Annotated in this window: 18 protein-coding genes and 1 other RNA gene; 12 read left to right on the plus strand and 7 right to left on the minus strand. The window is 40.3% G+C overall.

What is annotated here, in order from left to right; all coding sequences use genetic code 11:
• The first annotated feature begins 186 nt into the window (after positions 1–186).
• The 5 genes from Q4534_RS13230 (at position 187) to Q4534_RS13250 (ending at position 11,578) form a co-directional block, all read left to right on the plus strand.
• A complete protein-coding gene (locus Q4534_RS13230) occupies positions 187–3,363 on the plus strand; it encodes a TonB-dependent receptor (RefSeq protein ID WP_303613624.1) in 3,177 nt (1,058 codons plus the stop codon).
• Between the two features lie 20 nt (positions 3,364–3,383).
• Positions 3,384–5,243: a RagB/SusD family nutrient uptake outer membrane protein gene (locus Q4534_RS13235; protein ID WP_303613706.1), complete on the plus strand. Its 1,860-nt coding sequence runs from the start codon at positions 3,384–3,386 to the stop codon at positions 5,241–5,243.
• A gap of 248 nt (positions 5,244–5,491) precedes the next feature.
• Positions 5,492–8,824, plus strand: a complete 3,333-nt coding sequence (locus Q4534_RS13240; protein WP_303613625.1) for a VCBS repeat-containing protein — start codon at positions 5,492–5,494, stop codon at positions 8,822–8,824.
• A 4-nt stretch (positions 8,825–8,828) separates the two neighbouring features.
• Positions 8,829–10,187 carry a vanadium-dependent haloperoxidase gene (locus Q4534_RS13245; RefSeq protein WP_303613626.1) on the plus strand — a complete coding sequence of 453 codons (1,359 nt, stop codon included), beginning with the start codon at positions 8,829–8,831 and terminating at the stop codon, positions 10,185–10,187.
• Between the two features lie 35 nt (positions 10,188–10,222).
• A complete protein-coding gene (locus Q4534_RS13250; protein ID WP_303613627.1) occupies positions 10,223–11,578 on the plus strand; it encodes a vanadium-dependent haloperoxidase in 1,356 nt (451 codons plus the stop codon).
• 394 nt (positions 11,579–11,972) lie between these two features.
• Here the strand turns inward: Q4534_RS13250 and nadD are convergent, their stop codons facing one another.
• The 4 genes from nadD to Q4534_RS13270 are packed head-to-tail and all read right to left on the minus strand — an operon-like array spanning position 11,973 to position 14,009.
• Complete coding sequence (gene nadD / locus Q4534_RS13255; RefSeq protein ID WP_303613628.1) at positions 11,973–12,539, minus strand: nicotinate (nicotinamide) nucleotide adenylyltransferase; 567 nt, start codon at positions 12,537–12,539, stop codon at positions 11,973–11,975.
• A gap of 5 nt (positions 12,540–12,544) precedes the next feature.
• Positions 12,545–13,117, minus strand: coding sequence for a guanylate kinase (gene gmk / locus Q4534_RS13260; RefSeq protein ID WP_014020597.1), 573 nt, complete (start codon positions 13,115–13,117; stop codon positions 12,545–12,547).
• Between the two features lie 5 nt (positions 13,118–13,122).
• A complete protein-coding gene (locus Q4534_RS13265; RefSeq protein ID WP_014020596.1) occupies positions 13,123–13,395 on the minus strand; it encodes an anti-sigma factor in 273 nt (90 codons plus the stop codon).
• Positions 13,396–13,418: 23 nt separating this feature from the next.
• Positions 13,419–14,009, minus strand: coding sequence for a sigma-70 family RNA polymerase sigma factor (locus tag Q4534_RS13270; RefSeq protein ID WP_014020595.1), 591 nt, complete (start codon positions 14,007–14,009; stop codon positions 13,419–13,421).
• Positions 14,010–14,123: 114 nt separating this feature from the next.
• On the opposite strand from Q4534_RS13270, the gene Q4534_RS13275 reads away from it, so the two are divergent.
• The 4 genes from Q4534_RS13275 to murA all read left to right on the plus strand — a co-directional run bounded on the left by Q4534_RS13275 (position 14,124) and on the right by murA (position 19,559).
• Positions 14,124–14,969: a lysophospholipid acyltransferase family protein gene (locus tag Q4534_RS13275; RefSeq protein WP_303613629.1), complete on the plus strand. Its 846-nt coding sequence runs from the start codon at positions 14,124–14,126 to the stop codon at positions 14,967–14,969.
• Between the two features lie 263 nt (positions 14,970–15,232).
• Positions 15,233–17,479, plus strand: a complete 2,247-nt coding sequence (locus Q4534_RS13280) for an ATP-dependent helicase (RefSeq protein ID WP_303613630.1) — start codon at positions 15,233–15,235, stop codon at positions 17,477–17,479.
• Positions 17,480–17,574: 95 nt separating this feature from the next.
• Positions 17,575–18,252, plus strand: a complete 678-nt coding sequence (locus Q4534_RS13285) for a DUF4290 domain-containing protein (protein ID WP_303613631.1) — start codon at positions 17,575–17,577, stop codon at positions 18,250–18,252.
• The gene (murA, locus tag Q4534_RS13290; protein ID WP_303613632.1) at positions 18,252–19,559 is read left to right on the plus strand and encodes a UDP-N-acetylglucosamine 1-carboxyvinyltransferase; all 1,308 of its coding nucleotides are present in this window, start codon (positions 18,252–18,254) and stop codon (positions 19,557–19,559) included. The genes Q4534_RS13285 and murA overlap by 1 nt, the downstream gene beginning before the upstream one ends.
• A gap of 175 nt (positions 19,560–19,734) precedes the next feature.
• On the opposite strand, the gene Q4534_RS13295 is transcribed toward murA, so the two are convergent.
• Positions 19,735–20,304 (minus strand): DUF3109 family protein, encoded by a 570-nt coding sequence (locus Q4534_RS13295; RefSeq protein WP_303613633.1) that lies wholly within the window; start codon positions 20,302–20,304, stop codon positions 19,735–19,737.
• Between the two features lie 378 nt (positions 20,305–20,682).
• Between Q4534_RS13295 and rnpB the strand changes: the two genes are divergently transcribed.
• Together rnpB and Q4534_RS13305 are read left to right on the plus strand one after the other, a co-directional pair.
• Positions 20,683–21,084, plus strand: an RNA gene (gene rnpB / locus Q4534_RS13300) — RNase P RNA component class A.
• A gap of 30 nt (positions 21,085–21,114) precedes the next feature.
• Positions 21,115–22,272: a sigma-54 dependent transcriptional regulator gene (locus Q4534_RS13305; protein ID WP_303613634.1), complete on the plus strand. Its 1,158-nt coding sequence runs from the start codon at positions 21,115–21,117 to the stop codon at positions 22,270–22,272.
• Positions 22,273–22,459: 187 nt separating this feature from the next.
• Here the strand turns inward: Q4534_RS13305 and Q4534_RS13310 are convergent, their stop codons facing one another.
• Positions 22,460–23,455 (minus strand): acyl transferase, encoded by a 996-nt coding sequence (locus Q4534_RS13310; RefSeq protein WP_303613635.1) that lies wholly within the window; start codon positions 23,453–23,455, stop codon positions 22,460–22,462.
• A gap of 77 nt (positions 23,456–23,532) precedes the next feature.
• Between Q4534_RS13310 and Q4534_RS13315 the strand changes: the two genes are divergently transcribed.
• A complete protein-coding gene (locus Q4534_RS13315) occupies positions 23,533–24,204 on the plus strand; it encodes a hypothetical protein (RefSeq protein WP_303613636.1) in 672 nt (223 codons plus the stop codon).
• Positions 24,205–24,318: 114 nt separating this feature from the next.
• Here the strand turns inward: Q4534_RS13315 and Q4534_RS13320 are convergent, their stop codons facing one another.
• Positions 24,319–26,739, minus strand: coding sequence for a thiamine pyrophosphate-dependent enzyme (locus Q4534_RS13320; RefSeq protein WP_303613637.1), 2,421 nt, complete (start codon positions 26,737–26,739; stop codon positions 24,319–24,321).
• Between the last annotated feature and the right edge of the window lie 73 nt (positions 26,740–26,812).

The following is a 26,812-nucleotide window of genomic DNA, read 5'->3' on the forward strand; positions in this document are numbered from 1 at the left end:
ATAAATATTAAAATTATAAATGTTTTTTTAACACTTTTATTGAATAGCTAAACAAATTTAAACGGTGATATAATAAGGCATTTTTATGCTACAATTACCTTATTGTTTATTATAAAAATTACCAGCAACTTTAAGTGTTATTTTAACAATAACGCCTAAACATTTATTAACCTAATTCAATAAAGAATGCAAAACTATTTACCCAGAACAAAATTGTTTTTGTTGGGCCTGGCCTTGCTTTTGTCAAGCAGCCTAACATTACATGCCCAGTCCAGGGAAGTAACCGGGACAGTCATATCCGGGGAGGATGATTTGCCTTTACCGGGTGTTTCGGTATTGGTGAAGGGCACCACTAGAGGTGCAGTCACTGACATCGATGGTAACTATTCCATCAACCTACAGGAATCCGATGAAACCATCGTTTTCTCCTTCGTAGGTTTTGTAAGTCAGGAGGTTACAGTGGACAACCAAAGCACCATCGACATCACCTTAAACCCTGACATGCAATCCTTAGGAGAGGTTGTAGTCGTGGGATATGGTGAGCAAAAGAAGGAAACCATCACAGGTTCCGTATCTACAGTAAAAGGTGGCGATTTGGTGAAATCTCCGGCGATGAATTTATCCAATTCCATCGCAGGTAGGATGTCAGGTGTGATCGCTGTTAACAGAAGCGGTGAGCCCGGTTATGACGGTGCAGGCATTAGGATTCGTGGTTCCAACACACTTGGAAACAATGATGCCCTGATTGTAATTGATGGTATCCCTGCCAGAGCAGGAGGAATTGACCGATTAAACCCTAACGACATTGAAAACATATCCGTACTAAAGGATGCATCTGCAGCCATTTATGGAGCAAGAGCTGCCAACGGTGTGATTTTGGTTACCACAAAAAGAGGGAAAGAAGGAAAGCCTGAGCTTACCTATCAATTTAACCAAGGCTTTGCCCAACCAACAACCATTCCCAAGCTGGCTGATGCAGCCCAATACGGTGAAATGTTGAATGACTTAAATGTCTATGAGCTACCTACCAATGAGTGGAGAGCTGCTACAGATGCTTATCGATCTACAGGTACCTACATCACCCAGGCAGGTCAAGAGCGAACAGCTCCATTTAGTCCGGAAGCCTTGGCTTTGCACCGTGCAGGAACAGACCCTTGGAATTACCCAAATACCGATTGGTATGGGGAAACTTTAAAAACCTGGTCTCCTCAGTCTAGACATAATCTACAACTGAATGGAGGTTCTGAAAGTTTAAGGTACATGGCATCATTGGGATACCAAAACCAAGATGCCTATTATAAAAACTCTGCTACCGGATTCAAACAATACGATATGCGAATCAACCTTGATGCTAAGATCAATGAATACATTGACCTTCAGCTGGGTGTATTGGCCCGTCAGGAGTACCGTTTTTTTCCAACCAGAGGTGCCGGAGCAATTTTCAGGATGCAGATGAGAGGAAAGCCACACGAGCCGGCCTATTGGCCTGACGGCAGACCCGGTCCGGATATTGAAAATGGAGAAAACCCAGTGGTGATCACCACGAATGCAACCGGCTATGACAGAGATACTAGAAATTATTTCCAAACCAATGGTGCTCTAAACATCAAAATACCCGGAGTGGAAGGTTTGAAATTTCAAGGTACTGCCGCAATTGATAACCTAAACAGGTTACAAAAAAGATGGGAAACCCCATGGACCCTATACCAAAAAGGTAGTGGATTTGAGGCAGATGGTGTTACCCCTATCTTGGTAGCAAGTCAAAGAGGACCAGCCGAGCCTAGGTTAACACAAACAAATATCAACCAACTAAATATCTTATTGGGTGGTGTATTTACTTATGAAAGGCAAATTGGTGACCATGGTTTCAATGCCTTGGCCGGTGTCAATAAGGAAACGGTAGAAGGCAATGACTTCTTTGCCTACCGAAGGTATTTCATTTCTCCTGCCATTGATCAAATGTTTGCCGGTGGAGATGCAGAAAAAAACAATGGCGGTGGAGCTTTCACCAGAGGAAGGCTTAACTATTTCGGAAGGGTTGCTTATAACTATCAGGAAAAATATTTATTCGAATTCCTATGGAGATATGATGGATCCTATATTTTTCCTGAAGCATCTAGGTTTGGTTTCTTCCCGGGCGTAATGGCCGGTTGGGTGATTTCGGAAGAGAACTTCTGGAAAAACAACATTACCGCCATGGACTTCTTCAAAATCAGGGGGTCTTGGGGACAAATGGGGAATGATCAGATTTATTATGATGGTTCTTTACAAGAATATCAATTCTTAGCAACCTATGGTTTCAGTAGCCAAATCTTGCAAAACACTGAAGCCAAAACCTTGTATGAAACAAGGGTACCGAACAATGCCATTACTTGGGAAGTAGCAAACAATTCCAATATTGGTATAGAAGGACAACTGCTTCAAGGAAAAATCTTTTTTGAATTTGATTACTTCTATAACAAACGAACCAATATCCTTTGGAGGAAAAATGCTTCTGTACCACAATCAAGCGGCTTGGCTTCCTTGCTTCCGGCAGAGAATATCGGAGAAGTGGAAAACAAGGGTTTTGATATCAATATTGGCTACAGGGGACAAACAGGAGACATCTCTTATAGTGTAAGTGCCAATGGCGGTTATGCCAAAAACAAGATTCTTTTTTGGGATGAGCCCCCGGGAGCCCCTTCTTGGCAACTGTCAACCGGCAGCCCCATGAATACTCCTAATCCTGTATATTTATACGATGGTGTTTTCCCGAATCAGGCAGCAATTGATGCGGAGACCCTGGATTATTCTGACATCACCAATAACTTACGTCCCGGTGACATGAAGTTTAAAGATTATGATGGCGATGGAGCAATTACACCACTTGACAGGGTGAGACTGGACAGAAATAATATTCCAAGATTTCAAGGGGGTGTCAATCTAAATGCTTCTTTCAGAAACTGGGATTTAGCCATCTTATTCCAAGGAGCTGCCGGCGCCATCGCTCAGGTTAGTCTTGGAGAGTCCGGTAACATCGGTAATTACCTTTTAGAGTTTTACGAAAACAGATGGACTGTAGACAACGAAAGCTCAGTTTATCCTAGGATTGCCAACAGAAGTGACCAATATTATTCCAATGGAAATGACTTCTGGTTCAGAAGTTCAGATTACATTCGATTAAAAAACTTTGAGGTCGGTTATACCGTGCCACAGCAGTTTGGCGAAAGGTTTGGCATTAGCAACTTGAGGTTTTATGCCAATGGGCTGAATCTTATTACCTGGGATAAATTAAAAGTATATGATCCTGAATCAGACAATGCAACAGGACAATACTATCCACAAGCTAGGGTAATCAATGCTGGTCTATCCGTAACATTCTAAATCCTAAAACATTGAATATGATGAAAAATATAAAATATCTAGGGTTGGCATTGACGATCTCTTTTCTCAATTTTTCTTGTGATGAAGAGTTTTTAAATGCACCACCCCAAGGAGAAGTATCGGAATCTGCAGTATGGACAGATCCGGGACTTGCAGAAGCTTTTGTGACTGACTTATACAAAGGTTTGGGACAAGGCGGTTTTAGTGAGCAGGCTTTGGCATCTTTGACTGATGAAACCATTTTCACTCACCCCGGTAGAAATATTACTACCGTAACAGAAGCAAGATCCAACCCTCAGGAACCGGGATGGATGGATTACACAAGAAACTGGCCTGACCTTTATAGTAATTTAAGGGCAACCAATATCGCCATTGATAACCTGACAGATCCTTCTTTTGCAAATGAAGGAGGAATAGCAGACAGATTGCTTGGTGAAGCTACTTTTATGAGAGCTTACTTTCACCACCAATTGTTAAGGAATTTTGGAGGGATACCAATTGCAGATAAAACCTTTACTTTAGATGAAGAAACCTATGAACTTCCAAGGAATACTTATGAAGAAGTAGTAGATTTTATCATCGCAGACCTAGACAAAGCAGCTACCTTATTGGCAGGAAAAGACCTTACCGGTGGCAGGGCTACTGAGCTTGCCGCTTTGGCCTTGAAGTCAAGAGTATTGATCTATGCAGCATCTGATTTGCATGACATGCCAACGGCTTCTGCAAAATCTTCTGTAATTTCAGGTTACCAAAATAAAGAACTGATCGGCTATACCAGTGGCAGCCAAGCTGACCGTTACCAACAAGCCGCGGCTGCTGCCAAGGCTGTTCTTGACAAAGCCAGTGGAAATATGCTGGATCTATCTGAGCCTCTTTCACAGGAAGAAGCGATTCAGACCTATATGAACAACTCCCTTTCAAGAAATGGTGGAGAGAGTGAAATGATTTTCGGAAGGTATTTCTTGTCTCAAAAGCCTGAAACAGGTGGACGTCATGGACTTCACAATGGACCCAATGGATACAACAACTGGGCAGGAAACACGCCTGTACAGCTTCTAATTGATGATTATCAAATGATGGATGGTTCTGATTTTGATTGGGAGGATGAAGAACATGCAAGCGCTCCTTACGAAGATCGTGAACCTAGATTTTATGCAACTTTCCTATATGAAGGAGCACCATGGAAACCAAGGTCCTCTGCCAATCAGGCCAGAGACCCACTTGGTCAAATTCAAACAGGTACTTATGAAGTAATCAATAGTGAAGGTCAAAAAGTAACCCATTTTGGATTGGATACAAGAAATAGCCCTATTGAGGACTGGAATGGAAGTTATACGGGATATTATATTCGAAAATTCATTGAACCGGATCCAAATTTTGTGGATCAAAACACCTGGCAAGAAATTCCTTGGCCACATTTAAGGTTTACTGAAGCCGTCTTTAATTATGCGGAAGCAAATATTGCCTTGGGTAATGATGAAGAAGCAAGAACCTGGTTAAATAAAATCAGATATAGAGCCGGATTGCCAGCGCTTACTGCTTCCGGAGAAGAGCTAATGGAAGCCTTGATCAATGAAAAACGCAAGGAGATGGTTCACGAAGAACAGCGCTTCTATGATGCCAGACGCTGGATGATTGCCCCAGAAACCTTGGGAAGACAACCTAATGGGATCAATATCGTGGGGACCCTTAAAGCAGGAAAAGACGTGACCATATACAGTTATAATACTGAAAACTACGACTATTCCTATGAGGTGATCGACATAGATCCCGGTAAAGAAAACCGACTCTGGTTAGATAAAATGTATTTCATGCCAATTAACTTTGATGAAATGCAACGAAACCGAGAGCTTATTCAGAACCCGGGATATGAAGATTAATTAATATCCATACTAACAATAAAAAAAGAGCGATCAAATGGTCGCTCTTTTTTTGTTACTACCGAGCATTAAAAACTCCTTCTGGTAAATACTATTTAGAAGTAAGCAAACAGTAATAAAAACATACTCAGCCTGATAAAATAAAAGGTAAGCTATCTGACCATCAGCCCAATTCTAAGATAAGCCCAAGGAATACAAGGAGAAACTGTTAAAACTCACTATATTTACCCTTTCATATTTTCCTCTCTATGTCCAATAATTTACTCAATAAAATCCAGTTCATTCTCCCCCTATTGGTCTTGCTTGGTTGTCAGAAAGAGTCTGTGAAAAAGGACGAATTAAAGCAATTTACCCTTCTTACCCCTGAAGAAACAGGGATAACCTTTGAAAACACACTTACAGAAGGATTGAACACAAACATACTGATGTATGAATATTTTTACAATGGGGGTGGAGTAGCCATCGGTGACCTCAATGGAGATGGTTTGGAAGACCTTTATTTTACCGGAAACATGGTCGAAAACCAGCTGTATCTCAACAAAGGTAATTTTAAATTTGATGACATCACCCAAGAAGCAGGGGTAGGAACCAGAGCGGCTCCTTGGAAAACGGGTACAGCCATGGCTGATGTCAATGGAGACGGACTGTTGGATATTTATGTTTGCTATTCAGGAAGCCTCCCTCCGGATAAAAGGAAAAACCAACTCTTCATCAACCAAGGGAATAACGAAAAAAACATCCCTCAATTTAAGGAGATGGCTGAGCAATACGGTATTGACAGTGAGGCAACCAGTACCCAGGGAAGTTTTTTTGACTTTGACAATGATGGTGACTTGGACCTCTTTCTACTCAACCATAATCCAAAATCCATTCCGGTATTGGATGAACCCAGTACACTAGCCCTATTAAATGAGTCAGACCCTGCAGGTCCACAGCTTTATAGAAATGATGGGGAAACTTTTACCGAAATCACCCAAGAAGCCGGAATTTTAAAAGTAGCCTTATCCTATGGTTTGGGTGCAGGCATTGCAGACATTAACAATGACGGGTGGCAAGACATCTACATAAGCAATGACTACACTGCTCCTGATTACCTTTACTTGAACAATGGAGATGGGACTTTTACAAATCGCATCAACGAAATGTTGGATCATACCTCCCATTTCTCCATGGGAAATGATATTGCAGACGTCAACAATGATGGCCTGATGGACATTTTTACCTTAGACATGTTGCCGGAAGACAATAAAAGGCAGAAATTACTTATGGCTCCAGACAATTATGAAAAGTTTGAGTTTGGGCTAAAAATGGGGTTCCACCATCAATACATGCGGAACATGCTTCACCTCAACCATGGCAATGGAAGCTTTAGTGAAACAGGTCAAATGTCCGGAGTTTCCAATACTGACTGGAGCTGGGCAGCTTTATTAGCCGATTTTGACAATGATGGGTTAAAAGACCTATTTATTACCAACGGTTATGCCAGGGACTATACCAATCAGGATTTTTTAAAATACATGGCTGATTATCTTAAAAACAATAAAAACGGCCTCAGAAGAGATAATATTTTGGATTTGGTTCACCAAATGCCCTCTTCAGACTTGAACAATTATATCTATAAAAACACCAATGGGTGGATTTTTGAAGAAAAAATAAAGGACTGGGGTTTGGACCAAAAGGTCAACTCAAACGGTGCGGCCTATGCAGATTTAGACAATGATGGGGACTTAGATTTGGTTACCAATAATGTAAACCATGTCGCTTCTATATACAGAAACAATACTGACAGTCTTTCACGAAACAATAATTTCTTAAAAATCCAGCTACAAGGCAGTGGGCTAAACCATTTTGGTATAGGTGCCAAAATAAAAAGCTATGCAGGTGGGGAATTGCAGCAAATCGAGCAAATGCATGTCAGAGGTTATCAGTCCAGTGTATCTCCTGTTTTACATTTTGGGCTGGGCAAGCATACCATCATTGATTCCTTGGAGGTGTTATGGCCGGGTGGTAAAGTAGAACGCCGTTACAAGATCAAAAGCAATCAAACCATTGTATTTACTCAGATTGATGCAGAGGATACCATCAATGACCAGGAACAAACAAGCCCTCTATTTAGGGAAACCCCTTCCCCTATTGCCCACAAGGCTTTGAAAAAATCAATCAATGACTTCAAAAGACAGCCACTTTTGGTCAATCCACTGTCCTTTTCCGGGCCTGTCCTAACAAAAGCGGATGTCAATGGAGATGGACTGGAAGATGTTTTTATAGGTGGAGAAGCAGGGCAAGCTGCGGCATTATGGCTACAAAACAAAGCCGGTGCTTTTTCTAAAAAACACATTCCGGCCTTTGAAGTGGACAAAGACTATCAAGACTCAGATGCCACTTGGGCTGACTTAAATGGAGACGGTTCATTGGATCTCTATGTGGCGAGCGGCGGTTATGGTGAATTCATGCCCCAGGATAAAAGATTACAAGACAGGGTTTACTTCAATGATGGCAAGGGGAATTTAACCCGATCCATCCATTCCTTACCTGAAATGCTTATCAGTACTGGGGCCATAGCCATTCATGATGTCAATAAGGATGGCTTTCCCGATATTTTTATTGGAGCTAGCGTAATACCCGGCAGATATCCCGAAACACCTGGAAGCCTGCTCCTTATCAATGATGGAAAGGGTGGGTTTCTGGATAAAACCGCAGAATGGTTCGCTGAGCTTTCTAAATTAGGTCTAATCACTGATGCCCAATGGGCAGACCTTGACTTGGATGGTATAGCTGAATTGATCGTCATTGGAGAATGGTTACCCATTAATGTTTTTAAAATTGAGGGACAAAAATTACAAAATGTGAGTCAAGCGTTTTTCGCTGAAGAATTGAGTGGTTGGTGGAACACCCTTCATATTGCTGATCTAAATGCTGATGGAAGACCGGATCTGGTTGTTGGCAATCACGGATTAAACAGTCAGGTAAAAGTTAGCCCTGAACAACCTGCAGAGATGCACTACAAGGACTTTGACAACAATGGGGCGGTGGATCCTATATTAAGTTTCTATATTCAAGGCAAAAGTCATCCTTACCTTACTCGTGACGAGCTATTGCACCAAATGTCAAGTATGCGTACCAGATTTACTGACTATGAAACTTTTTCCGAAGCAGGCTTGGATAATATATTTTCTAAAGAGGATATCGCCAGTGCCGGTCATTTGAAGGCCAACCACTTGGAGACAAGCCTATTTATCAATGGAAAAGAGGGGATGAAACACACTGCATTACCACTAGAAGCTCAAGTATCGCCTGTTTTTGCTATTGAAAGTTTAGATATCAACCGAGATGGCCACCAAGATTTAATAGTAACAGGGAACATTAACCAAGCAAGACTTCGTTTTGGTAAATATGATGCCAATCACGGCCTTGTATTATTGGGTGACGGGCAGGGTAATTTTAATTATTTGCCTCAAATAAAATCCGGTCTAGATGTGAAAGGAGATGTGAGAAGTATTTTGCAAATTGGGGACCAACTTTTATTTGGCATCAATCAAGGTACTCTAAAAACATATAAGTTGCCAAAGAGTGAAAATTAATAAAATGACAATTTTAAAAGCAAATAGCTTGGCTAGTTATAGATTAGCGATTTCAATCCCCTTTATACTGGCGCTACTTACTATGGCCTGCGAAGCCCCAGTGGGAAAGCGCGCTGTCCCAGCTGCCAGCATTGGCCGGGCAACTGAGAAAATGACAGATTTGATGGTTCACGACATTACCAACCCACCTTTAGCTGCCAGATTTTATGCCTATGCATGCCTTTCTGCTTATGAAACCATTGCCATCTCCAATGAGAAATATCCGTCTTTTACCGGCTTCTTAAACAATTTCCCCTCTATTACAGAACCTAGTTTGGAGAGTCCTTCACATGAAATAAGTGCCCTTTTTGCCATGCTACATACTGCCTCTGCCATGCAGCCATCCGGTGCAGAATTAGATGCATTCAAGTTAACTTTAGCCGATTCATGTAAATCCTGGGGATATACTGAACAGGAAATTGCGGAAGCGAGCAGGTATGCAGAAGAGATAAGCGAACAGATATTAAGTTACGCCCAAAATGACCATTACAGGGAAATTAGCAATTATCCAAGGTATCAACCCTCTGAAGGTGCCGGAAAGTGGTACCCTACTCCACCCGGTTATTTTCCACCGGTAGAACCTTATTTTAATACCATCCGCCCCTTTACTTTGAAGGCTGCTGATCAATTCAAACCACTTCCTCCGGTAGCATTTTCTACCGACCCCCAATCGGAGTTTTATGCTTTAATGGAAGAAGTTTACAGCCTTGAAATGAATAAAGAACAACGTGAAATTGCTGCATTTTGGGACTGTAATCCATTTGCCTTAGAAGAGACAGGCCATCTGATGGTAGGGATCAAGCAAATTTCACCGGGCGGGCATTGGATGGGAATCACCGCAATCGCTTGTGAGCAATCCAATTTGAATTTCGAAGAAACAATAAAAATTAACAGTTTGGTAAGTATTGGGCTTATGGATGGATTTATAAGCTGCTGGGATGAAAAATACAGAAGTGACAGAATTCGACCTGAAACGGCCATTCGCAAAATCATTGACCCCACTTATCAGCCCATGTTACAAACGCCACCTTTTCCGGAATATCTTAGTGGACATTCCACCATATCTACCACTGCAGCGGTAATCCTCACCCACTTTTTTGGAGAAGATTACCAATATACAGACACTGTAGAAGAACAATATGGCTTAGGAAGCAGGGAATTCACTTCTTTCATGCAGGCATCGGAAGAAGCAAGCATCTCAAGATTATATGGAGGCATTCATTATATGGATGCCATAACCAGAGGACAAGACCAAGGCGAAGAGGTAGGAAATTGGATACTTAAATCCTACCAAGACCACCTCAACAAAACCAAACTTCACTAATAACTACTATTAATCACCTTTTATCTTTTCAAATCATGTTATCAAAAAAATTAAAACTCCTTTTCAACCCCTATTTACTAGGCATAGGACTGCTTTTATCCCTAGGTTCTTGCGGTGAAAATAATCAATACAAGCAACTTTTAGCCGACAACTATTACCTAATAGAAGCCAACGAGAGCCTCACAGAAACTCTTGTCCATGACATCTTTTCCCCTCCCGTTGCAAGTAGGATTTATGCCTATCCTTCCATTGCCTCCTATGAAATAGTTGCACTATCTGCTCCAGATAATTATGCCTCACTAATGGGGCAATTGAATAAGTCCAAACCACTATCGGTAGATCCATCAGCCTACCCAAAAGCAAATTACCAGTTGGCCAGCCTTGCTGCTTATTATAAAGTTGCGCTTCAATTGATTTTTACCGAGCAATTTCTAATTGAAAACCGGGATAATTTATTTGAAAAAATCCAAAGTGCGGGTATGCCGGATGAGGAATTTGAGGCGTCAATTGCCTTGGGAGATGCTGTAGCTGAGGAGATACTGGCATACGCATCAGAGGACAATTACCATCAGAGCAGGTCTTTTGGTAAATATACACCAACAGAAGATTTGGGTTCTTGGAAGCCAACTCCACCGGCTTATATAGAAGCCATAGAACCCCATTGGAATAAAATCAGACCGTTCTTCTTAGACTCTGCCAGTCAATTTGCACCCGAGCCTCCGCCTGCGTTTGACACTATTCCGGAAAGCACCTTCTACCAAGATGCCAAAGCGGTGATGGATGCCCGGGTTAATATTGAGGGTGAACAAGAAGAAATTGCCTTTTTCTGGGATTGTAATCCATATAAAATGAATGTAAAAGGTCATGTCATGTATGCTGAAAAGAAAATCACCCCCGGAGGTCACTGGATGGGTATTGCAGGAATAGCAGCAAAAACCAAAAAACTTGATTGGAAAGCGACTTCAGAGACCATGGCCACTACCGCAATTTATCTTTTCGATGGATTCATTTCATGTTGGGATGAAAAATACCGAAGTGTATTGATTAGACCGGAAACCTATATCAATATATACATGGATAAAAACTGGCTGCCCTTGTTACAAACACCCCCATTCCCTGAATACACCAGTGGACACAGTGTAGTATCAACAGCTGCAGCGGAAGCTTTAACAAAGTTATTGGGTGAACCTTTCCACTTTGTTGATTCAACTGAAGTTAAATTTGGCTTAGGAGTAAGAGAATTTGACTCCTTCCGTATTGCATCCTCTGAGGCTGCCATTAGTCGCTTTTTTGGAGGTATCCATTACCTTCCGGCCATTGATAATGGCGTGGAGCAAGGAAAAGGAATTGCAAACCTTATCAATCAGAAAATAAAAACCAGGATAGAGTAATTCAACCCGAAATATGCAATAGACAATCTATTACGTGCTGAAATCGCTTCAAAATCAGCCACTTCGTTGCTGTTTTCAATTTTACCATAGCGGAGCTATGCTAAAATCTCCAAACAGCCTGATTTTCTTGCGATTGCAACACTTCCCGTAAACACGGGAAATCCTATTACATAATCCGGGTTCAAAAAAAAGACAGAATGGTGATTTTCTACTGCCTAAAGAAACTGTAGCAGAAAATCACTGTTCTTTCCCCCCTCAAAAAAGGCTACCATCATCAAGCCTCTCCTCTTAAAAATTGTAAAATCAAGCGATCAACAATTGCCGAAAGTTTTAAGAGAGAAAATTCATGCAAGGAATTAGAGATAAATCCGCAAATGTAGGCCACAACTTTTAACTAGATGAAGAATTTTTTGTCTCGAATATAATCCATCACATGAGGATGCAATAAGTATCTTACCGAACCTCCTTTATGAATCATTTTGCGAATAAACGTCGCTGAAATATCAAGAAGCGGGGCATCTACAAATTGAATATTTTCGTGGGTCACTTTTTTATTTCTCCCCGGACGAGGATATACGTAAAGCTTGTATTGTTTTAATAATTCCTCACTATTTTTCCATTTATGAAAATGATTCAGATTATCACTTCCTAAGATTAAGGAAAACTCATGGGTTGGATATTGCGCTGTAAGGTAAGTTAATGTATCTATGGTATAACTGGGTCTTGGCATATGAAACTCTACATCCTTTACTTTAAACTTAAAATGGTCTGCTGTAGCCAGCTCCACCATTTTGAGTCTGTCAAACTCATGTAACAAGGACTTACTCGACTTCATTGGGTTCTGTGGGGAAACGATAAACCATACCTCATCCAACTCCGTTTGATCTTGCATAGTATCGGCAATAATCAAGTGCCCCACATGAATAGGGTTAAATGACCCAAAATAAAGCCCTACTTTCAAATCAATTATTTTTTAATAAAGTCTGCAACCAATTTCTCTGCTTCCTTGAAAGAACGATCTAAATCTTCGTTGACCAAAACCACGTCAAATTCTTTCTCAAAGCCCATTTCAAACTTAGCCTTGTAGATTCTTCTCGACAGGCTTTCTTCTGTCTCTGTACCTCTATCTCTTAGCCTTTGGGCCAAATCCTCCATTGAAGGTACTTTTACAAAAATGGAAAGGGCCTTGTCACCAAAATATTCTTTTAGGTTAATGCCTCCTTTTACATCTACGTCAAATATAACATGCCTTCCTTGATCCCAAATTCTTTTGATTTCTTCCTTAAGGGTACCATAAAAGTTGCCGGCATAAACTTCCTCCCATTCAATAAAAGCATCTTGATTTATTTTTTCCCGAAACTCCTCAGGAGTCAAAAAATAATAATCTTTTCCGTTTTCTTCTTCTCTACCCCTCTTGTCTCGGGTGCATGCAGAAATAGAAAAGCCTAATAAAGGCTCGTGTGCTAGTAGGTGTTTAACTATAGTGGTTTTACCAGATCCGGAAGGAGCTGAAAAAATAATTACTTTTCCTTGAGACATAATCCTTACTTTAAATCTTGGATTTTTTGCCTAATGGTGGCAGCTAATTCGGATGGCACCATGTGCTTGGTACATTTGTTTTGCAAGATCTCTTTGATTACTTTTTCCAAATGATAATGCTCAAAACAAGGCTGACACTTAGCAATTTTTTCATTTAAGATCTCCTTTGAATCAGCCGTGCCTTCTCCATCCAAAATGCTTTCCAAAAGTTCAAAGCATTTATTTTCATCACTACAGTTTTCCTTTCGTTTGTTGGATGTATTTTGATTCTTGTCCATTTTAAGTATTTTCGATGCTATTTTTATTCTTCTTCAGTATCATACCCCATGTTTCCAGCATAGGAACGAAGTTTATCCTTTAAAAGGTTCCTTGCGCGATGAAGTCTTGACCTGACAGTACCTATAGGGATATCCAAAATCTTTGCCATTTCCTCATAAGTAAAACCTTCTAAGTCACAAAGAATAATCACGGTCCTGAAGTCCACAGCAAGGCTATTCAATGCATTTGAAATCTCATCACCCAACATATCTTTGACCGCATCTACTCTCAAATCTGAGGTCATACTATAATCAACATTTTCAGAGTTATAATAAGTTTCAACCTCTTGATAATCTACCTTGGCGGGTTGTTTGCTTTTCTTTCGGTATTCATTGATAAAACTGTTTTTTAATATCCTGAATAACCAAGCTTTGGCATTGGTTCCTTTCTCAAATGAATTGATAAATCTGTAAGCCTTGAGATAAGTATCCTGTACCAAGTCTTTGGCATCATCCTCATCGAAAGTCAACCTGTACGCAAAATTGTACATGGAGTCTATATGAGGCATGAATTCATGATCAAAAATGTTGTTTTTATCTTTATCTGAATATTTTTTTCTTTGAGCTTCGGACATAGACCATAAAATTACTAATTGGGTTTATTTATAACTAATTTTCCTCAAGAAAGTCACTATTATTTCATTATTTTGACCCGGGATGATTTCTCATTAAACCTCGCAGATAGTAATATGCTCTTATTTCGGCTGTTTTCCAAACTACCACTGAAAGTCTTGTTTGTTTTTTCGGACCTCTTTTACCTTCTAGCCTATTATATCATTGGGTATAGAAAAAAAATTGTCCTAAGTAATATCAAACATGCTTTCCCCGAAAAAAGTGATGCTGAAATTAAAACCATAGCCAGGAAGTTTTATAGAAACTTCACTGACTCCATGGCAGAAACCATCAAACTCCTGACCATGGGTAGAAAAGAACTTCACCGGAGATTCGTTACCAAAAACGCAAACTTGGTAACTGACAATGTAGACAATGGCGAAATTGTGATAGGGATGTGTGGCCATTTTTTTAACTGGGAAGGACATCTCTTAACCGCTTCATCCAAAGTAGGAGAAAAGTGTGAAACAGTTTACACAAAGTTAAGTGCGCCATTTTTTGAAAAACTAATGAAGTCCATGCGCTGTCGTTTTGGAGCAATTTTAACTGAAAGAAAATCCTTCCAACGCACTTTTTTGAGAAATCGAAACAAGCCCAGACTAATCGTTTTGGCTGCTGATCAGCGCCCCAATTTATCTGACATCAGGTATTGGACTCCATTTATGAATCGAGAAACTGCTTTTTTTGAAGGAGGGGAAAAGTTAGCGAAAAAATTCAACACCAAAGTAATTTATGCACATACAAGCAAACCCAAAAGAGGGCATTATGTTTTTGAATATCAAGTATTAAGCCAACCTCCTTACCTGGATCATGAGCCGCATTCCATCACTGATAAATTCATCAGTCTATTGGAAAAAAATATACGGGCCGAACCATCTCTTTATTTATGGTCTCACAATAGGTGGAAACAAAAAAAACCGTAGTTAATAATTACCTTGCTCAAACCCTGCCAAACAATCTTTTCTAGCCTTATTATTGTAAGGTAGTGATTATATTAATCTTGGCTGCTAAACAAGCATTAACCTAATTTAGCAGACATTCATAAAGAAAATAGAACCAATTAGACAGCCTTTTCAGTTTTATAATCACGGACAATTAAATTGGATCAGAACGTAAGCTGAAAAAGAATTGATAACTTTGAACAGGCTTTAATCACTTAGCTGACAAAAAGTAAATTGAATAGAATATGGAATATTTAGCCACCCTTAATCCTCCTCAACTTGAAGCTGTAAAAAAAACAGACGGTCCGGTAATGATTATTGCCGGCGCAGGTTCAGGAAAAACCAGAGTGCTAACTTATAGGATTGCCCATTTAATTCACGAAAAAAAGGTGGATGCTTTCCAGATCCTCTCCCTAACTTTTACCAATAAGGCTGCCAGTGAAATGAAGCAGCGTATTGAGAAGTTGATAGGCTTGGAAGCAAGAAACACCTGGATGGGCACTTTTCACTCTGTCTTTGCTAAAATCCTACGTGTGGAAGCTCAGAAATTAGGTTACCCGAGCAATTTCACGATCTATGACAGTGACGACAGCAAATCACTTATCAGATCCATCGTAAAAGAGATGAAATTGGATGATAAGGTTTACAAGGCCAATACGGTACTTTCCAGAATTTCCGGGGCTAAAAATAGGCTGATCGGCTGGCAGGCATACCTTAACGACCCATATATTATTGCAGATGATGAAGCGGCCATGAAACCAAAAATGGGAGAAATTTACAAGGCCTACCAAAACAGGCTATTTAGGTCTTCTGCCATGGATTTTGACGACTTGCTTTTCAATACCAACATCTTGTTTCGGGACCATCCGGATGTACTGAACAAATACCAGCAAAGGTTTCGATATGTAATGGTGGATGAGTTTCAAGACACCAACCTTTCCCAATACCTGATCACTAAAAAACTTGCTGCCGTTCATCAGAACATATGCGTGGTGGGAGATGATGCGCAAAGTATTTATGCCTTTAGGGGTGCAGACATACAGAACATTCTGAATTTCGAAAAAGATTACCCCGACCTATTGGTCGTTAAGCTGGAACAAAACTACCGGTCAACCAAGAACATTGTAGAAACCGCTAATTCTATCATTGCCAAAAACAAATCCCAACTCAAAAAAAATGTTTGGACCCAAAATGATTCCGGAGATTTAATTGAATTGATGAAAGCCTCTTCAGACAATGAAGAAGGCAGAATGGTGGCAGCGACTATTTTTGAAGAAAAAAACAACAAGCAATTAAGCAATAGTGATTTTGCCATTTTGTACCGGACAAACTCCCAGTCCAGGTCAATGGAGGAAGCCCTGAGAAAGTCAGGAATCGCTTATAGGATTATTGGAGGACTTTCATTTTATCAGAGGAAAGAGATCAAAGACCTGATGGGCTACTTTAGGTTTGTGGTCAATCATGAGGATGAAGAAGCCTTTAAAAGAATCATTAATTATCCAAAGAGAGGTATAGGAAACACCAGTGTGGAAAAACTCATGGTAGGTGCCTATGAGCATGATATTTCATTATGGAAAGTACTCAACAATAGCCAGAGTTTCTTATCGGGCAGAGGGGCAAATGCAGTAACTGATTTTTGCACCATGATCAATAGCTTTAAGATGGAAGTGGAAAGAAAAGATGCGTTTGAAGCAGCCACATCTATTGCCAAGCAATCAGGGCTTCTTCGAGACTTGTATGAAGACAAAACCATTGAAGGGCTCAACAGGTATGAGAACGTTCAGGAATTGCTCAACGCCATCAAGGAGTATGTAGACAACCCGGAAAATGAAGACAAATCCCTCGGTGCTTTTCTTCAGGAAATTGCCCTACTGACAGATGAAGACCAAAATAAAAACAATCAGGATACGGTTACCATGATGACCATTCACTCTTCCAAGGGGCTTGAATTTAAGTATGTGTTTGTGGTAGGAATGGAAGAAGATCTTTTCCCTTCGCAGATGATGATGCAAAGCAGAGAAGACCTGGAAGAAGAAAGGCGATTGTTTTATGTAGCTACAACCAGGGCCATGGAGAAGTTGTACTTCAGTTATGCCCTGACGAGGTACCGTTATGGAAGATTGCTTAATTGTGAGCCCAGTAGGTTTTTGGAAGAAATTGACCCAACATTTATCAAGGTCAATAAAAAACTAAGCAGTAAACTCTCCAGTAGCTTTAGGGAAAGTGAAGGGAAACAAGGCTTTGTTGGACTTAAGAAAAAGCCGGCAATTAGGAATACAACCACTAAATTACATGACCCCGGACCTAACTTTAAACCTTCCAACACCAATAATTTGAAAGAAGGAATGAAGATAGAGCACCCTAAGTTTGGCTTTGGAAAAGTGCATGGTATTGAAACCGAAGGTACCAATAGAAAAGCACATATTCATTTCGAGCATTTTGGAGATAAAACATTATTACTTAGCTTTGCAAAGCTTCGCATAGTAGAATAGCAAATGATCATAGATACCGGAAGCACCTGAGACTTAACTAATGCGTATTTTTTTAGTATATTGAAAAAAGTTCAGGAAACTTAAAAGCAGGTGTCATGGTAAATAATGAAAAGCCTAAAAACAAAGTTATTTTGAAAGAATACGGAAAAAACATCCAGAAATTAGTGGATTATGTGAAAACTGTTCCCGATCAAGAGAAACGGACAGAATATGCATACGCCTTGGTGGAGTTGATGAAGCAACTCAATCCATTATTAAAAACCGAAAGTGATCAAAAGCTTTGGGACGATATGTACATAATGTCTGATTTCTCACTCGAGGTGGATTCTCCTTTCCCAATGCCGGAAAAGGAACTGCTGGGTAAAAAACCGCTGCCGATAGGTTATCCCAAAGGAGAAGTTCGATACAAGCATTATGGAAGAAACATTGAAAAGTTAATAGCCAAAGCTATTGAAATAGAAGATGATAAGGAGCAAGAAACCGCTTTGATTTATATCGGGCAATTGATGCGAAGCTTTCACTCTACCTGGAACCGAGAAAACTTTGATGATGCCATCATTATTGATGACATCAAATCCCTCTCCAAAGGTAAACTTCACATTGACCTCGAAAAAGTCAAAGAAAACGGGCTTTTTGAAACCAGCATGAGAAGGGATTTCAAAAGCAATGTCCCTAGCAATTCAGGCAATAACTCAAATAGTGGTGGAAGAAGGAATTATTCCGGAGGCAAAAGAAGAAATAACGGTTCTAATAGCAAAAAAAGGAGAAATTAATGGCATCATTTCGGGTAAATGGAGGGACGAAACTTAAAGGTGAAATCACTCCCCAAGGCGCTAAAAACGAAGCCTTGCAAATCCTCTGTGCCGTATTGCTTACATCTGAGGAGGTTATCATCAATAAAATCCCTAACATCAGGGATGTAAATAAATTAATAGAACTGCTCTCAGACATGGGAGTGGTCGTGAAAAAACAAGGACCGGAAAGCTACTCCTTTACAGCCAAAAACATCAAGCTTGATTACCTGGAAACAGAAACATATCTTGAAAAGGCCTCAAGCCTTAGAGGATCTGTTATGCTTCTTGGTCCCTTGCTTTCCAGATTCGGAAGTGGAAGAATTTCTAAACCGGGAGGAGACAAAATTGGCAGAAGACGAATGGACACCCATTTTACGGGTTTCCAAAAACTTGGGGCAAAATTCCATTATGACGCCAAAAAGGAACTGTATAAGATAGATGGAAGCCAATTGAAAGGCACCTATATGTTGCTTGATGAGGCTTCTGTAACCGGAACTGCCAATATCATCATGGCAGCAACCATGGCTGAAGGAAAGACCACCATTTACAATGCAGCCTGTGAACCCTATATCCAGCAGCTATGCCAGATGATAAACAGCATGGGTGGAAAAATCTCCGGGGTAGGTTCAAATCTATTGGAAATCACAGGGGTAGAAAGCCTTACAGGTACAGAACATACCCTTTTGCCTGACATGATTGAAATCGGGTCTTTTATAGGCTTGGCCGCCATGACCCAATCAGAGATTACAATCAAAGATGCAAAAGTAGACAAACTTGGGATAATTCCCGATACCTTTAGGAGGTTGGGCATAAAGCTAGAAATCAAAGGAGACGATATTTACATTCCTGCAAGAAAGCATTTTGAGATTGAAACCTTTATAGATGGATCCATTTTAACGGTTTCGGATGCCATATGGCCGGGATTTACCCCGGATTTGCTGAGCATAGTCTTGGTAGTGGCCACCCAAGCGAAAGGAACCGTACTGGTTCATCAGAAAATGTTTGAAAGCAGGTTGTTTTTTGTGGACAAGTTGATCGATATGGGGGCTCAAATCATCTTATGTGATCCTCATAGAGCTACGGTTATCGGTTTGGACCGAAAGTACCCGCTGAAGGGTATTCGAATGACTTCTCCCGATATACGGGCAGGGGTCTCTCTCTTAATTGCAGCCCTGTCTGCTGAGGGTGTATCCATTATTGACAATGTAGAACAAATTGATAGAGGTTATCAGTACATTGATCAACGCCTCAATGCATTGGGAGCAGATATTGTAAGGTTTAATTAACCTGAAAAATAGAAAAGCCCTTGTTCAATTCATCCTGTTGAATTGAACAAGGGCTTTTTGTTATATTTAAATTATTCTAGCGATTAGTAATACTTAGGCAGCAAAAAGAAAATTTTATTATCGCAGAAAAACACAAAGTTGGAAGCCTTGGGGTAAATAATTAAATGCTCAACAGTTACTCCTCCACACCAATTTCTTCAAGGAGGGCCGCATACCATTCTTCTCCATACTTCCTTACAAGAGCCCCTTTCAAAAAGCGATACAAAGGAACGCCCAAGGTATTCCCCAATGAACAAGCAGGGTCACATATTTCCCAGCGGTCGTAGTTCAATGCCTCATACTCATCATATTTGGTGATTCTGATCGGATACAAATGACAGCTTATAGGTTTTTTAAAGGTAGTTTTCCCTTGATTATAGGCGTCTTCTATTCCACATTTTAAAATTCCTTTCTCATCGGTAATGGCAAAAGCACAGGCTCCATTTTCACCAATTGTGGTGGTTCCTTTCTCATTTTCCTGATCGATCACCCAGGTACCCTTTTCGGCAATGGCTTCTCTACCCTCATCGGTAAGAAAAGGTGCAATGGATGGGTAATCTTTTTCGAGGACCTCAATTTCATCGTCTAGCAGAGGTGCTCCGGCATCCCCTTCTACGCAACATGCCCCTTTGCATTTTCCCAGGTCACAAACAAAAAATTGTTCTTTTATATCATCGCTGATAACCGCATTCTCAACTAATATCATATGCTCCTATTTTTTTACAAAGGTATAGTTTTCCTAAATAGGTTAAAAATAAATATTAACCAATGCTTTTAAGAAACTGAAACCTTTTCATTGGATCACTAATTCAGGTACATTGGCCCAATAAAAACCAAAGCAAAATAAAAATCAAGACGGTACTAAAACAGCCCCCGCCCAATTTATAAGCCCCATATCCGGCAATTAATCCTTTAAATAAACTTCTCATAATCCTCGTTGTAAGTTAAATGATTGTATCCCTATTAGAAAGATAACCAATAAATTTGAAGAGGGAAATAGAATACATGGATATGATCCTTGTAAACAATCAATTAAAAACCAATATCATTGTGAATTATGGGTTTATTTGATTTATTTTTGTGATGTGCAGGCTGGTTTGTCGCTGTTCTTGATGTTCGCATCAGGAAAAGAGGAAAGTCCGGGCAACATAGAGTACCATACTTCCTAACGGGAAGGTGTTTTGGTAGGAATGCCAAAATAACAGACAGTGCCACAGAAAAAAAACCGCCCCGGCCGGTATTTCCGTAAGGGGTAAGGGTGAAAAGGTGGGGTAAAAGCCCACCGGGTACCGGGTGACCGGTATTGCAGGGTAAACCTTATGGGTTGAAAGACCAAATAGGCTCCGGTCATTGGGCTACTCGTCCAAATCTACCAAGATAACCGGAGTGGGTAGGTCGTTGGACCTTTTCTGTGAAGAAAAGGCTAGATAAATGGCAAACACTTTGAAAGGAGTAACAGAACCCGGCTTATAAGCCTGCACTTTTAATTTTACTAAAAAAACGGATAGCTTTAAACATGCCGAAAATCTTGATAATTGATGATGAAAGGGTCATCAGGTCCACACTTAAGGAAATTCTCGAGTACGAAAAGTACGAAATACATGAAGCAGAGGATGGTGCAAAAGGTCTCGAAATGCTAAAAAAAGAGGATTTTGATTTGGTTCTTTGCGATATCAAAATGCCCAAAATGGATGGCATGGAAGTTCTTTCCAAAGCAGCAGAACTAAGCAAACAACCTCAGTTTATCATGATTTCAGCCCATGGTTCTATAGAAACTGCCGTAGAAGCAACTAAGAAAGGCGCCTTCGACTTTATCCCCAAACCTCCTGATTTAAATCGGCTGTTGCTAACAGTGAGGAATGCTTTGGACAAAAAAGAATTGGTACAAGAAACCAAAGTGTTGAAGAAAAAGCTTTCAAAGAAGCTAGACATGGTGGGTGAGTCCAAAGCTATTGCTATTGTGAAAGAAACCATAGAAAAAGTAGCTCCTACCGATGCCAGAGTTTTGATTACCGGACCAAATGGCACGGGAAAAGAGTTGGTATCTCATTGGATTCATCAAAAAAGCAATAGAGAGAAAGCGCCATTTATTGCTGTCAATTGTGCCGCAATACCGGCTGAATTAATTGAAAGTGAGCTGTTCGGCCATGAGAAAGGAGCCTTTACCTCAGCAAACAAACAGCGGCAGGGGAAATTTGAACAAGCCAATGGCGGAACACTGTTTCTCGATGAAATTGGTGACATGAGTCTTTCGGCACAAGCAAAGGTACTCAGGGCGTTACAAGAGCACAAAATCACTCGTGTTGGCGGTGACAAAGACATTAAGGTGAATGTCCGGGTACTGGCAGCTACCAATAAAAACCTAAAGAATGAAATATCTGAAGGCAATTTCAGAGAAGACCTCTACCATAGAATTAGCGTCATACTTATACAAGTTCCCCCATTAAAGGACAGAAGCGATGACATACCATTGCTAGTAGACAAATTCTTGGGAGACATTGCCGCTGAATATGGTACCACTAAAAAAGAAATAGATAAGGAAGCCATTCAAAAGCTACAAGAATTTCCTTGGACTGGAAATATCCGAGAGCTTAGAAATGTAATCGAAAGACTGGTAATTCTTGGCGGCAAGAGTATCTCTGCAGATGACATTAAAAAGTATGCAGATTATTAATCAACCGCTTTGCTCTTAACCATTTGCTTCTACATTCCCTGTCTTCGCATAAGCCGGACAGGGTTTGCTTGAAGCACATGAAGACAATACCAAAATCGCACAAGCCACCAAAATTGTCATTAAAGTTTTCATAATTTTTTCTAAAAGATTTAAGTCAAATATGTACAAATACTAAATAAATACAAAATTAATTGATCATTAAATTACAGCCTCTTGTTTCACTATTGTCCATTCTCCCTAAAACAGTGAAGCTACCGTCCTCATTTTTAACACCCAAGTCTTCTGTTTCAATAAAGGAGCAAGAGTGAAAATTGGCCAAATCTATTACATTAATGGCTCCCGAAGTTCCGGAGGTGTAAGCAAAAGGATCGTATACATCCCTGATCAAAACCCTCATAAATGGAGAGCACCAAAATTTACCTCCCCCGGGGGAATAAGCCTGAGACATAAGCTCAGTCATTCCATATTCCGAATGGATATGCTTTACATTAAATGCACTACTAAGAACCTTGTGCACTTCCTCTCTGATCATTTCCTTTCTCCTGCCTTTCATCCCTCCCGTTTCCATAACGATCAAATCGCCGAAATCCGCATGACCATTTATCTTTTCAGCCAAATCCAAGAGAGCAAAAGTCACACCAAGCAATAAGGTTTTTCTTCCATCTTTTTGTAACTCACCCATTTTGTCCAATAAAGCCTCATGTTCATACAAGTAAAAACCCGAATGAACAGATTTGCTTTTTTGTATAAAATGCGCCGCCATGTCCACCAAAGAACTGCCTTCCCTTTCCAGATAAGAAGGAAGCAAGGCCAATACATGAAAGTTTTCTAATGAACCATAGACTGATTCAAAATTATTGACGCAGTGTTCCAAATAAAAATCTTTAGAATATATATAATGGCGGCTGTTTTCCTGTCCTGTCGTTCCACTGCTCGAATACCATCCGTTAAACAAGGCTTCAGACCCTGAGATTACCTTAGCTGTCTTGAACATTCCTATGGGAAGAAAGGGTATGGCATTGACTTCAGTGATGGCTTGAGGCCTAATCCCCCTTGCTTCTAGGTACTTTTGGTAAATTTTATTATGGGTCGACTGAAACAAAAATGAATCCATCGCCAGGGCATCAAAATCATCAATTTTCCCTGTTTTAATTTTTTCACTAAAACTTTTAAAAGAATTCATCGTTATTTTATGGTAAAACCCAAATTTTGATCATTTTTACATTCAAAGAGGCGGAAGTGTAAAATTACGGATTACCTATGAAGTTAAAAAATCACACCATCATTACCCTACTCCTACTTTCAGTTTGGGTTGGATGCATTTCCCCACCGGAAGATTTCCCTACGGTGCCACAGATTGATTTCAATAATTTGGAGTTTGTCCAAACTTCAGGATCCGATTCTTTAATTATCACACTAGATTTCCGAGATGCTGAAGGAGATTTGGGGCTAAACGCCACAGATATATATCCTCCATTTAACGAGCTCACCTACATTACCGATGATGCCGGGCAATTCATTACTTATAGTGAACGCCCGGAAGATGCACCGGATTTCAACAATAGAGATTGGGTGATATTTCCTCTAATCAACAACCAAGAAATCAAAGACACCTTATGGGTCGCAGAAAACGAGGATTATTATAATATTTTAGTTAAATTTTTTATAAAAAGAGGAGGCAATTATACGGAGTTCAATTGGTCAGACCCTCCTTATTTCACCACTTTCAACGGGCGGTTTCCTAGGATGCTTGAAGAAGAGCAACAACGTGCCATAGAAGGAGAAATCAGGTATTCAATGTTATCTTTAGGCTGGAACAGTGTTTTTAGAAATGACACCTTAAAACTGGAAATAAAAGTAAAAGACCGGGCATTGAATGAAAGTAATGTTGTCTCCACACCTGACTTTACCCTTTCACAGATAGAACGCTAATTACCATCCCCCTCATAGTGTAATGAATGGTTGCTGTTGTTAATTTAGCAACATTATTTTCTATGGATAAAACCCCATTTCATTTAGGGTTAATCATAAAGTTGATAAAATCGATCAGTAAATATCCGGGAATCTTTTTGGATCTGCTTCACTCATGACCGAATAGACCTTTTCCACCACATCATCAATACTTGGTTTAGAAAAATAATCTCCATCGGATGAGTAGGCAGGGCGATGCTCTTTAGCTGAAAGGGTGATGGGTTGAGAATCAAGATAATAATACGCATTTTGCTTTTCCAAAACCTGTTGCATCATGTACGCAGAAGCTCCTCCGGGAACATCTTCATCTGCAAAGATAACCCGATTGGTTTTCTTGATTGAATTCAAAATCACCTCGTCCAAATCAAATGGAACCAAGGTCTGAACATCGATCACCTCTACATATATCCCAATATTAAAAAGTTGTTTGGCAGCATCCATCACAATCCTACACATCGAACCATACGTAACGACTGTAATGTCCTTCCCTTCCTGAAGTATTTCTGCCTTACCCAAGGCCACTTTAAATGTCCCAATATTAGAAGGCATCTTTTCTTTTAACCGGTACCCATTCAGGGATTCAATAACTATGGCAGGCTGGTCTGCCTCTAGCAAGGTGTTGTACATCCCGGCTGCTTGGGTCATGTTTCTGGGCACGCACAATAATATCCCCCTAAGACTCCCTAAAATCATGCTTATAGGAGACCCGGAATGCCATACTCCTTCAAGTCTATGTCCTCTGGTTCGTATTATTAGAGGGGCTTTTTGCCCTCCTTTGGTTCTATAATGTAAACATGCCAAATCATCAGACAAAGTCATCAGGGCATAGACAAGATAATCCAAATACTGAACCTCCGTGATTGGCCTTAACCCCCTTAAGGCAGCACCGATTCCCTGACCTATAATGGTCACTTCCCGAATACCGGTATCCGTCACCCGAAGCGGTCCATGTTTGGCTTGCAATCCGGCAAATGCTTGGTTCACATCTCCAATCTTTCCAACATCCTCCCCAATAACAAAAACCCTGGGATCTCTGCTAAGGATTGCATCAAAACATGCTTTTAATACCTCACGACCATCCAAAAGTTCCGGTTTGTCCGGATAGCTTACCTCGACGGGAGCAATCGCCTCCACCCTGAATGCTGATTCACTATATTGATGGCTTGAATACCTGTCTTCATTCAATTCGTGCTGGGTCTTATACCAACTCTGAAGCCTAAGTTTTACCTCCAAAGGTTCATTCCTCACCAATAACAAGGCTTTTCGAACTGTACTAATAACATCCATCCTTACCGGATTTAAAGTACGTTTGAGTTCCCCTGCCATTTGGATAAGCTCACTGCTATCTTTTATTTTTTTTGCCAAATCATTTAGCAGACCAACAGCTTCCTCTAATTCTGTGCGAATGGTAGCAGTAAAGGCTTTCCATGCCTTGTCTTTGCTTTCTTTGACAAGTTGTTTCGTCTCACCTTCTATTTGTTCCAGCTCCTCTTCGGAAGCAATTTTATTTTCTAAAATATATTCCTTGAACTTAACAATGCAGTCATGTTCTGCTTCCCAAGCAAGCCTCTCTTTGCTTTTGTACCGTTCATGTGAACCGGAAGTTGAGTGTCCTTGAGGCTGTGTCATACCTTTGACATGCACCAGTACAGGAATATGTTTTTCTCTAGCCAATTTATTGGCCCTACCGTAAGCATTTACCAGACCAATATAATCCCAGCCATTCACGACCAGAATCTCATAGCCTTTTTCTTCGTTATCTCTTTTAAATCCCGCTAAGACTGCTGAAATGCTCGCCTTTGTCACCTGCAGATCATTGGTTACAGAAATACCGTACTCATCGTCCCAAACAGAAATCACCATGGGCACTTGTAGTACTCCCCCTGCATTAAAGGTTTCAAAAAACATTCCTTCTGCAGTAGACGCATTCCCTATAGTACCCCAGGCCACTTCATTTCCCTTATCAGAAAAAGTGCTCATGTCATGAAGAGCTGCATTTTCTCTATATAGCTTAGAAGCATAGGCAAGCCCTAACAACTTAGGCATTTGGGCTGCTGTAGGTGAAATATCAGCTGTGGAATTTTTCATTTTCATCAGGTTCTTCCACGACCCATCTTCATTCAACGACCTGGTGGCAAAATGAGCATTCATTAAACGACCTCCACTCGCAGGCTCAGCTTTTATATCTGTATGGGCGTATAATTGAGCAAAATACTCTTGAATGCTCAGCTCTCCCATGGCAAATAGCAGGGTTTGGTCTCTGTAATAACCTGACCTAAAATCTCCCATCTTAAAAAATTTAGCCATAGCTACCTGAGCCAACTCCTTCCCATCCCCATAAACGCCAAATTTGGCTTTACCCATAAACACCTCTTTTCTTACCGTCAATGAGGCATGCCTACTGATCATGACCATTCTATAGTCATTCAAGACACTTTCCACATCCAAAGTAGATGCAATTTCTTTTGTAAGAGTTGGTAGATATTCAGTGTTCATCAATTACGCCATTTTCTTCATATGAAAATCCTAGGATTTCAAAAATACACATTTTTTGGTGTTATCCCAATTT

It is taken from the genome of Cyclobacterium sp. 1_MG-2023 (assembly GCF_030546805.1).
GTDB lineage: Bacteria > Bacteroidota > Bacteroidia > Cytophagales > Cyclobacteriaceae > Cyclobacterium.

Bases quoted from the DNA above. Each gene is read 5' to 3' on its own strand.
- gmk (WP_014020597.1), bottom strand. From the start codon at position 13,117: ATGTCTCAAGGAAAAGTAATTATTTTTTCAGCTCCTTCCGGATCTGGT.
- Q4534_RS13230 (WP_303613624.1), top strand. From the start codon at position 187: ATGCAAAACTATTTACCCAGAACAAAATTGTTTTTGTTGGGCCTGGCC.
- murA (WP_303613632.1), top strand. From the start codon at position 18,252: ATGGCATCATTTCGGGTAAATGGAGGGACGAAACTTAAAGGTGAAATC.
- Q4534_RS13310 (WP_303613635.1), bottom strand. From the start codon at position 23,455: ATGAATTCTTTTAAAAGTTTTAGTGAAAAAATTAAAACAGGGAAAATT.
- Q4534_RS13295 (WP_303613633.1), bottom strand. From the start codon at position 20,304: ATGATATTAGTTGAGAATGCGGTTATCAGCGATGATATAAAAGAACAA.
- Q4534_RS13265 (WP_014020596.1), bottom strand. From the start codon at position 13,395: ATGGACAAGAATCAAAATACATCCAACAAACGAAAGGAAAACTGTAGT.
- Q4534_RS13235 (WP_303613706.1), top strand. From the start codon at position 3,384: ATGAAAAATATAAAATATCTAGGGTTGGCATTGACGATCTCTTTTCTC.
- Q4534_RS13240 (WP_303613625.1), top strand. From the start codon at position 5,492: ATGTCCAATAATTTACTCAATAAAATCCAGTTCATTCTCCCCCTATTG.
- Q4534_RS13270 (WP_014020595.1), bottom strand. From the start codon at position 14,009: ATGTCCGAAGCTCAAAGAAAAAAATATTCAGATAAAGATAAAAACAAC.
- Q4534_RS13320 (WP_303613637.1), bottom strand. From the start codon at position 26,739: ATGAACACTGAATATCTACCAACTCTTACAAAAGAAATTGCATCTACT.
- Q4534_RS13275 (WP_303613629.1), top strand. From the start codon at position 14,124: ATGCTCTTATTTCGGCTGTTTTCCAAACTACCACTGAAAGTCTTGTTT.
- Q4534_RS13305 (WP_303613634.1), top strand. From the start codon at position 21,115: ATGCCGAAAATCTTGATAATTGATGATGAAAGGGTCATCAGGTCCACA.
- Q4534_RS13245 (WP_303613626.1), top strand. From the start codon at position 8,829: ATGACAATTTTAAAAGCAAATAGCTTGGCTAGTTATAGATTAGCGATT.
- Q4534_RS13315 (WP_303613636.1), top strand. From the start codon at position 23,533: ATGAAGTTAAAAAATCACACCATCATTACCCTACTCCTACTTTCAGTT.
- Q4534_RS13250 (WP_303613627.1), top strand. From the start codon at position 10,223: ATGTTATCAAAAAAATTAAAACTCCTTTTCAACCCCTATTTACTAGGC.
- Q4534_RS13285 (WP_303613631.1), top strand. From the start codon at position 17,575: ATGGTAAATAATGAAAAGCCTAAAAACAAAGTTATTTTGAAAGAATAC.
- Q4534_RS13280 (WP_303613630.1), top strand. From the start codon at position 15,233: ATGGAATATTTAGCCACCCTTAATCCTCCTCAACTTGAAGCTGTAAAA.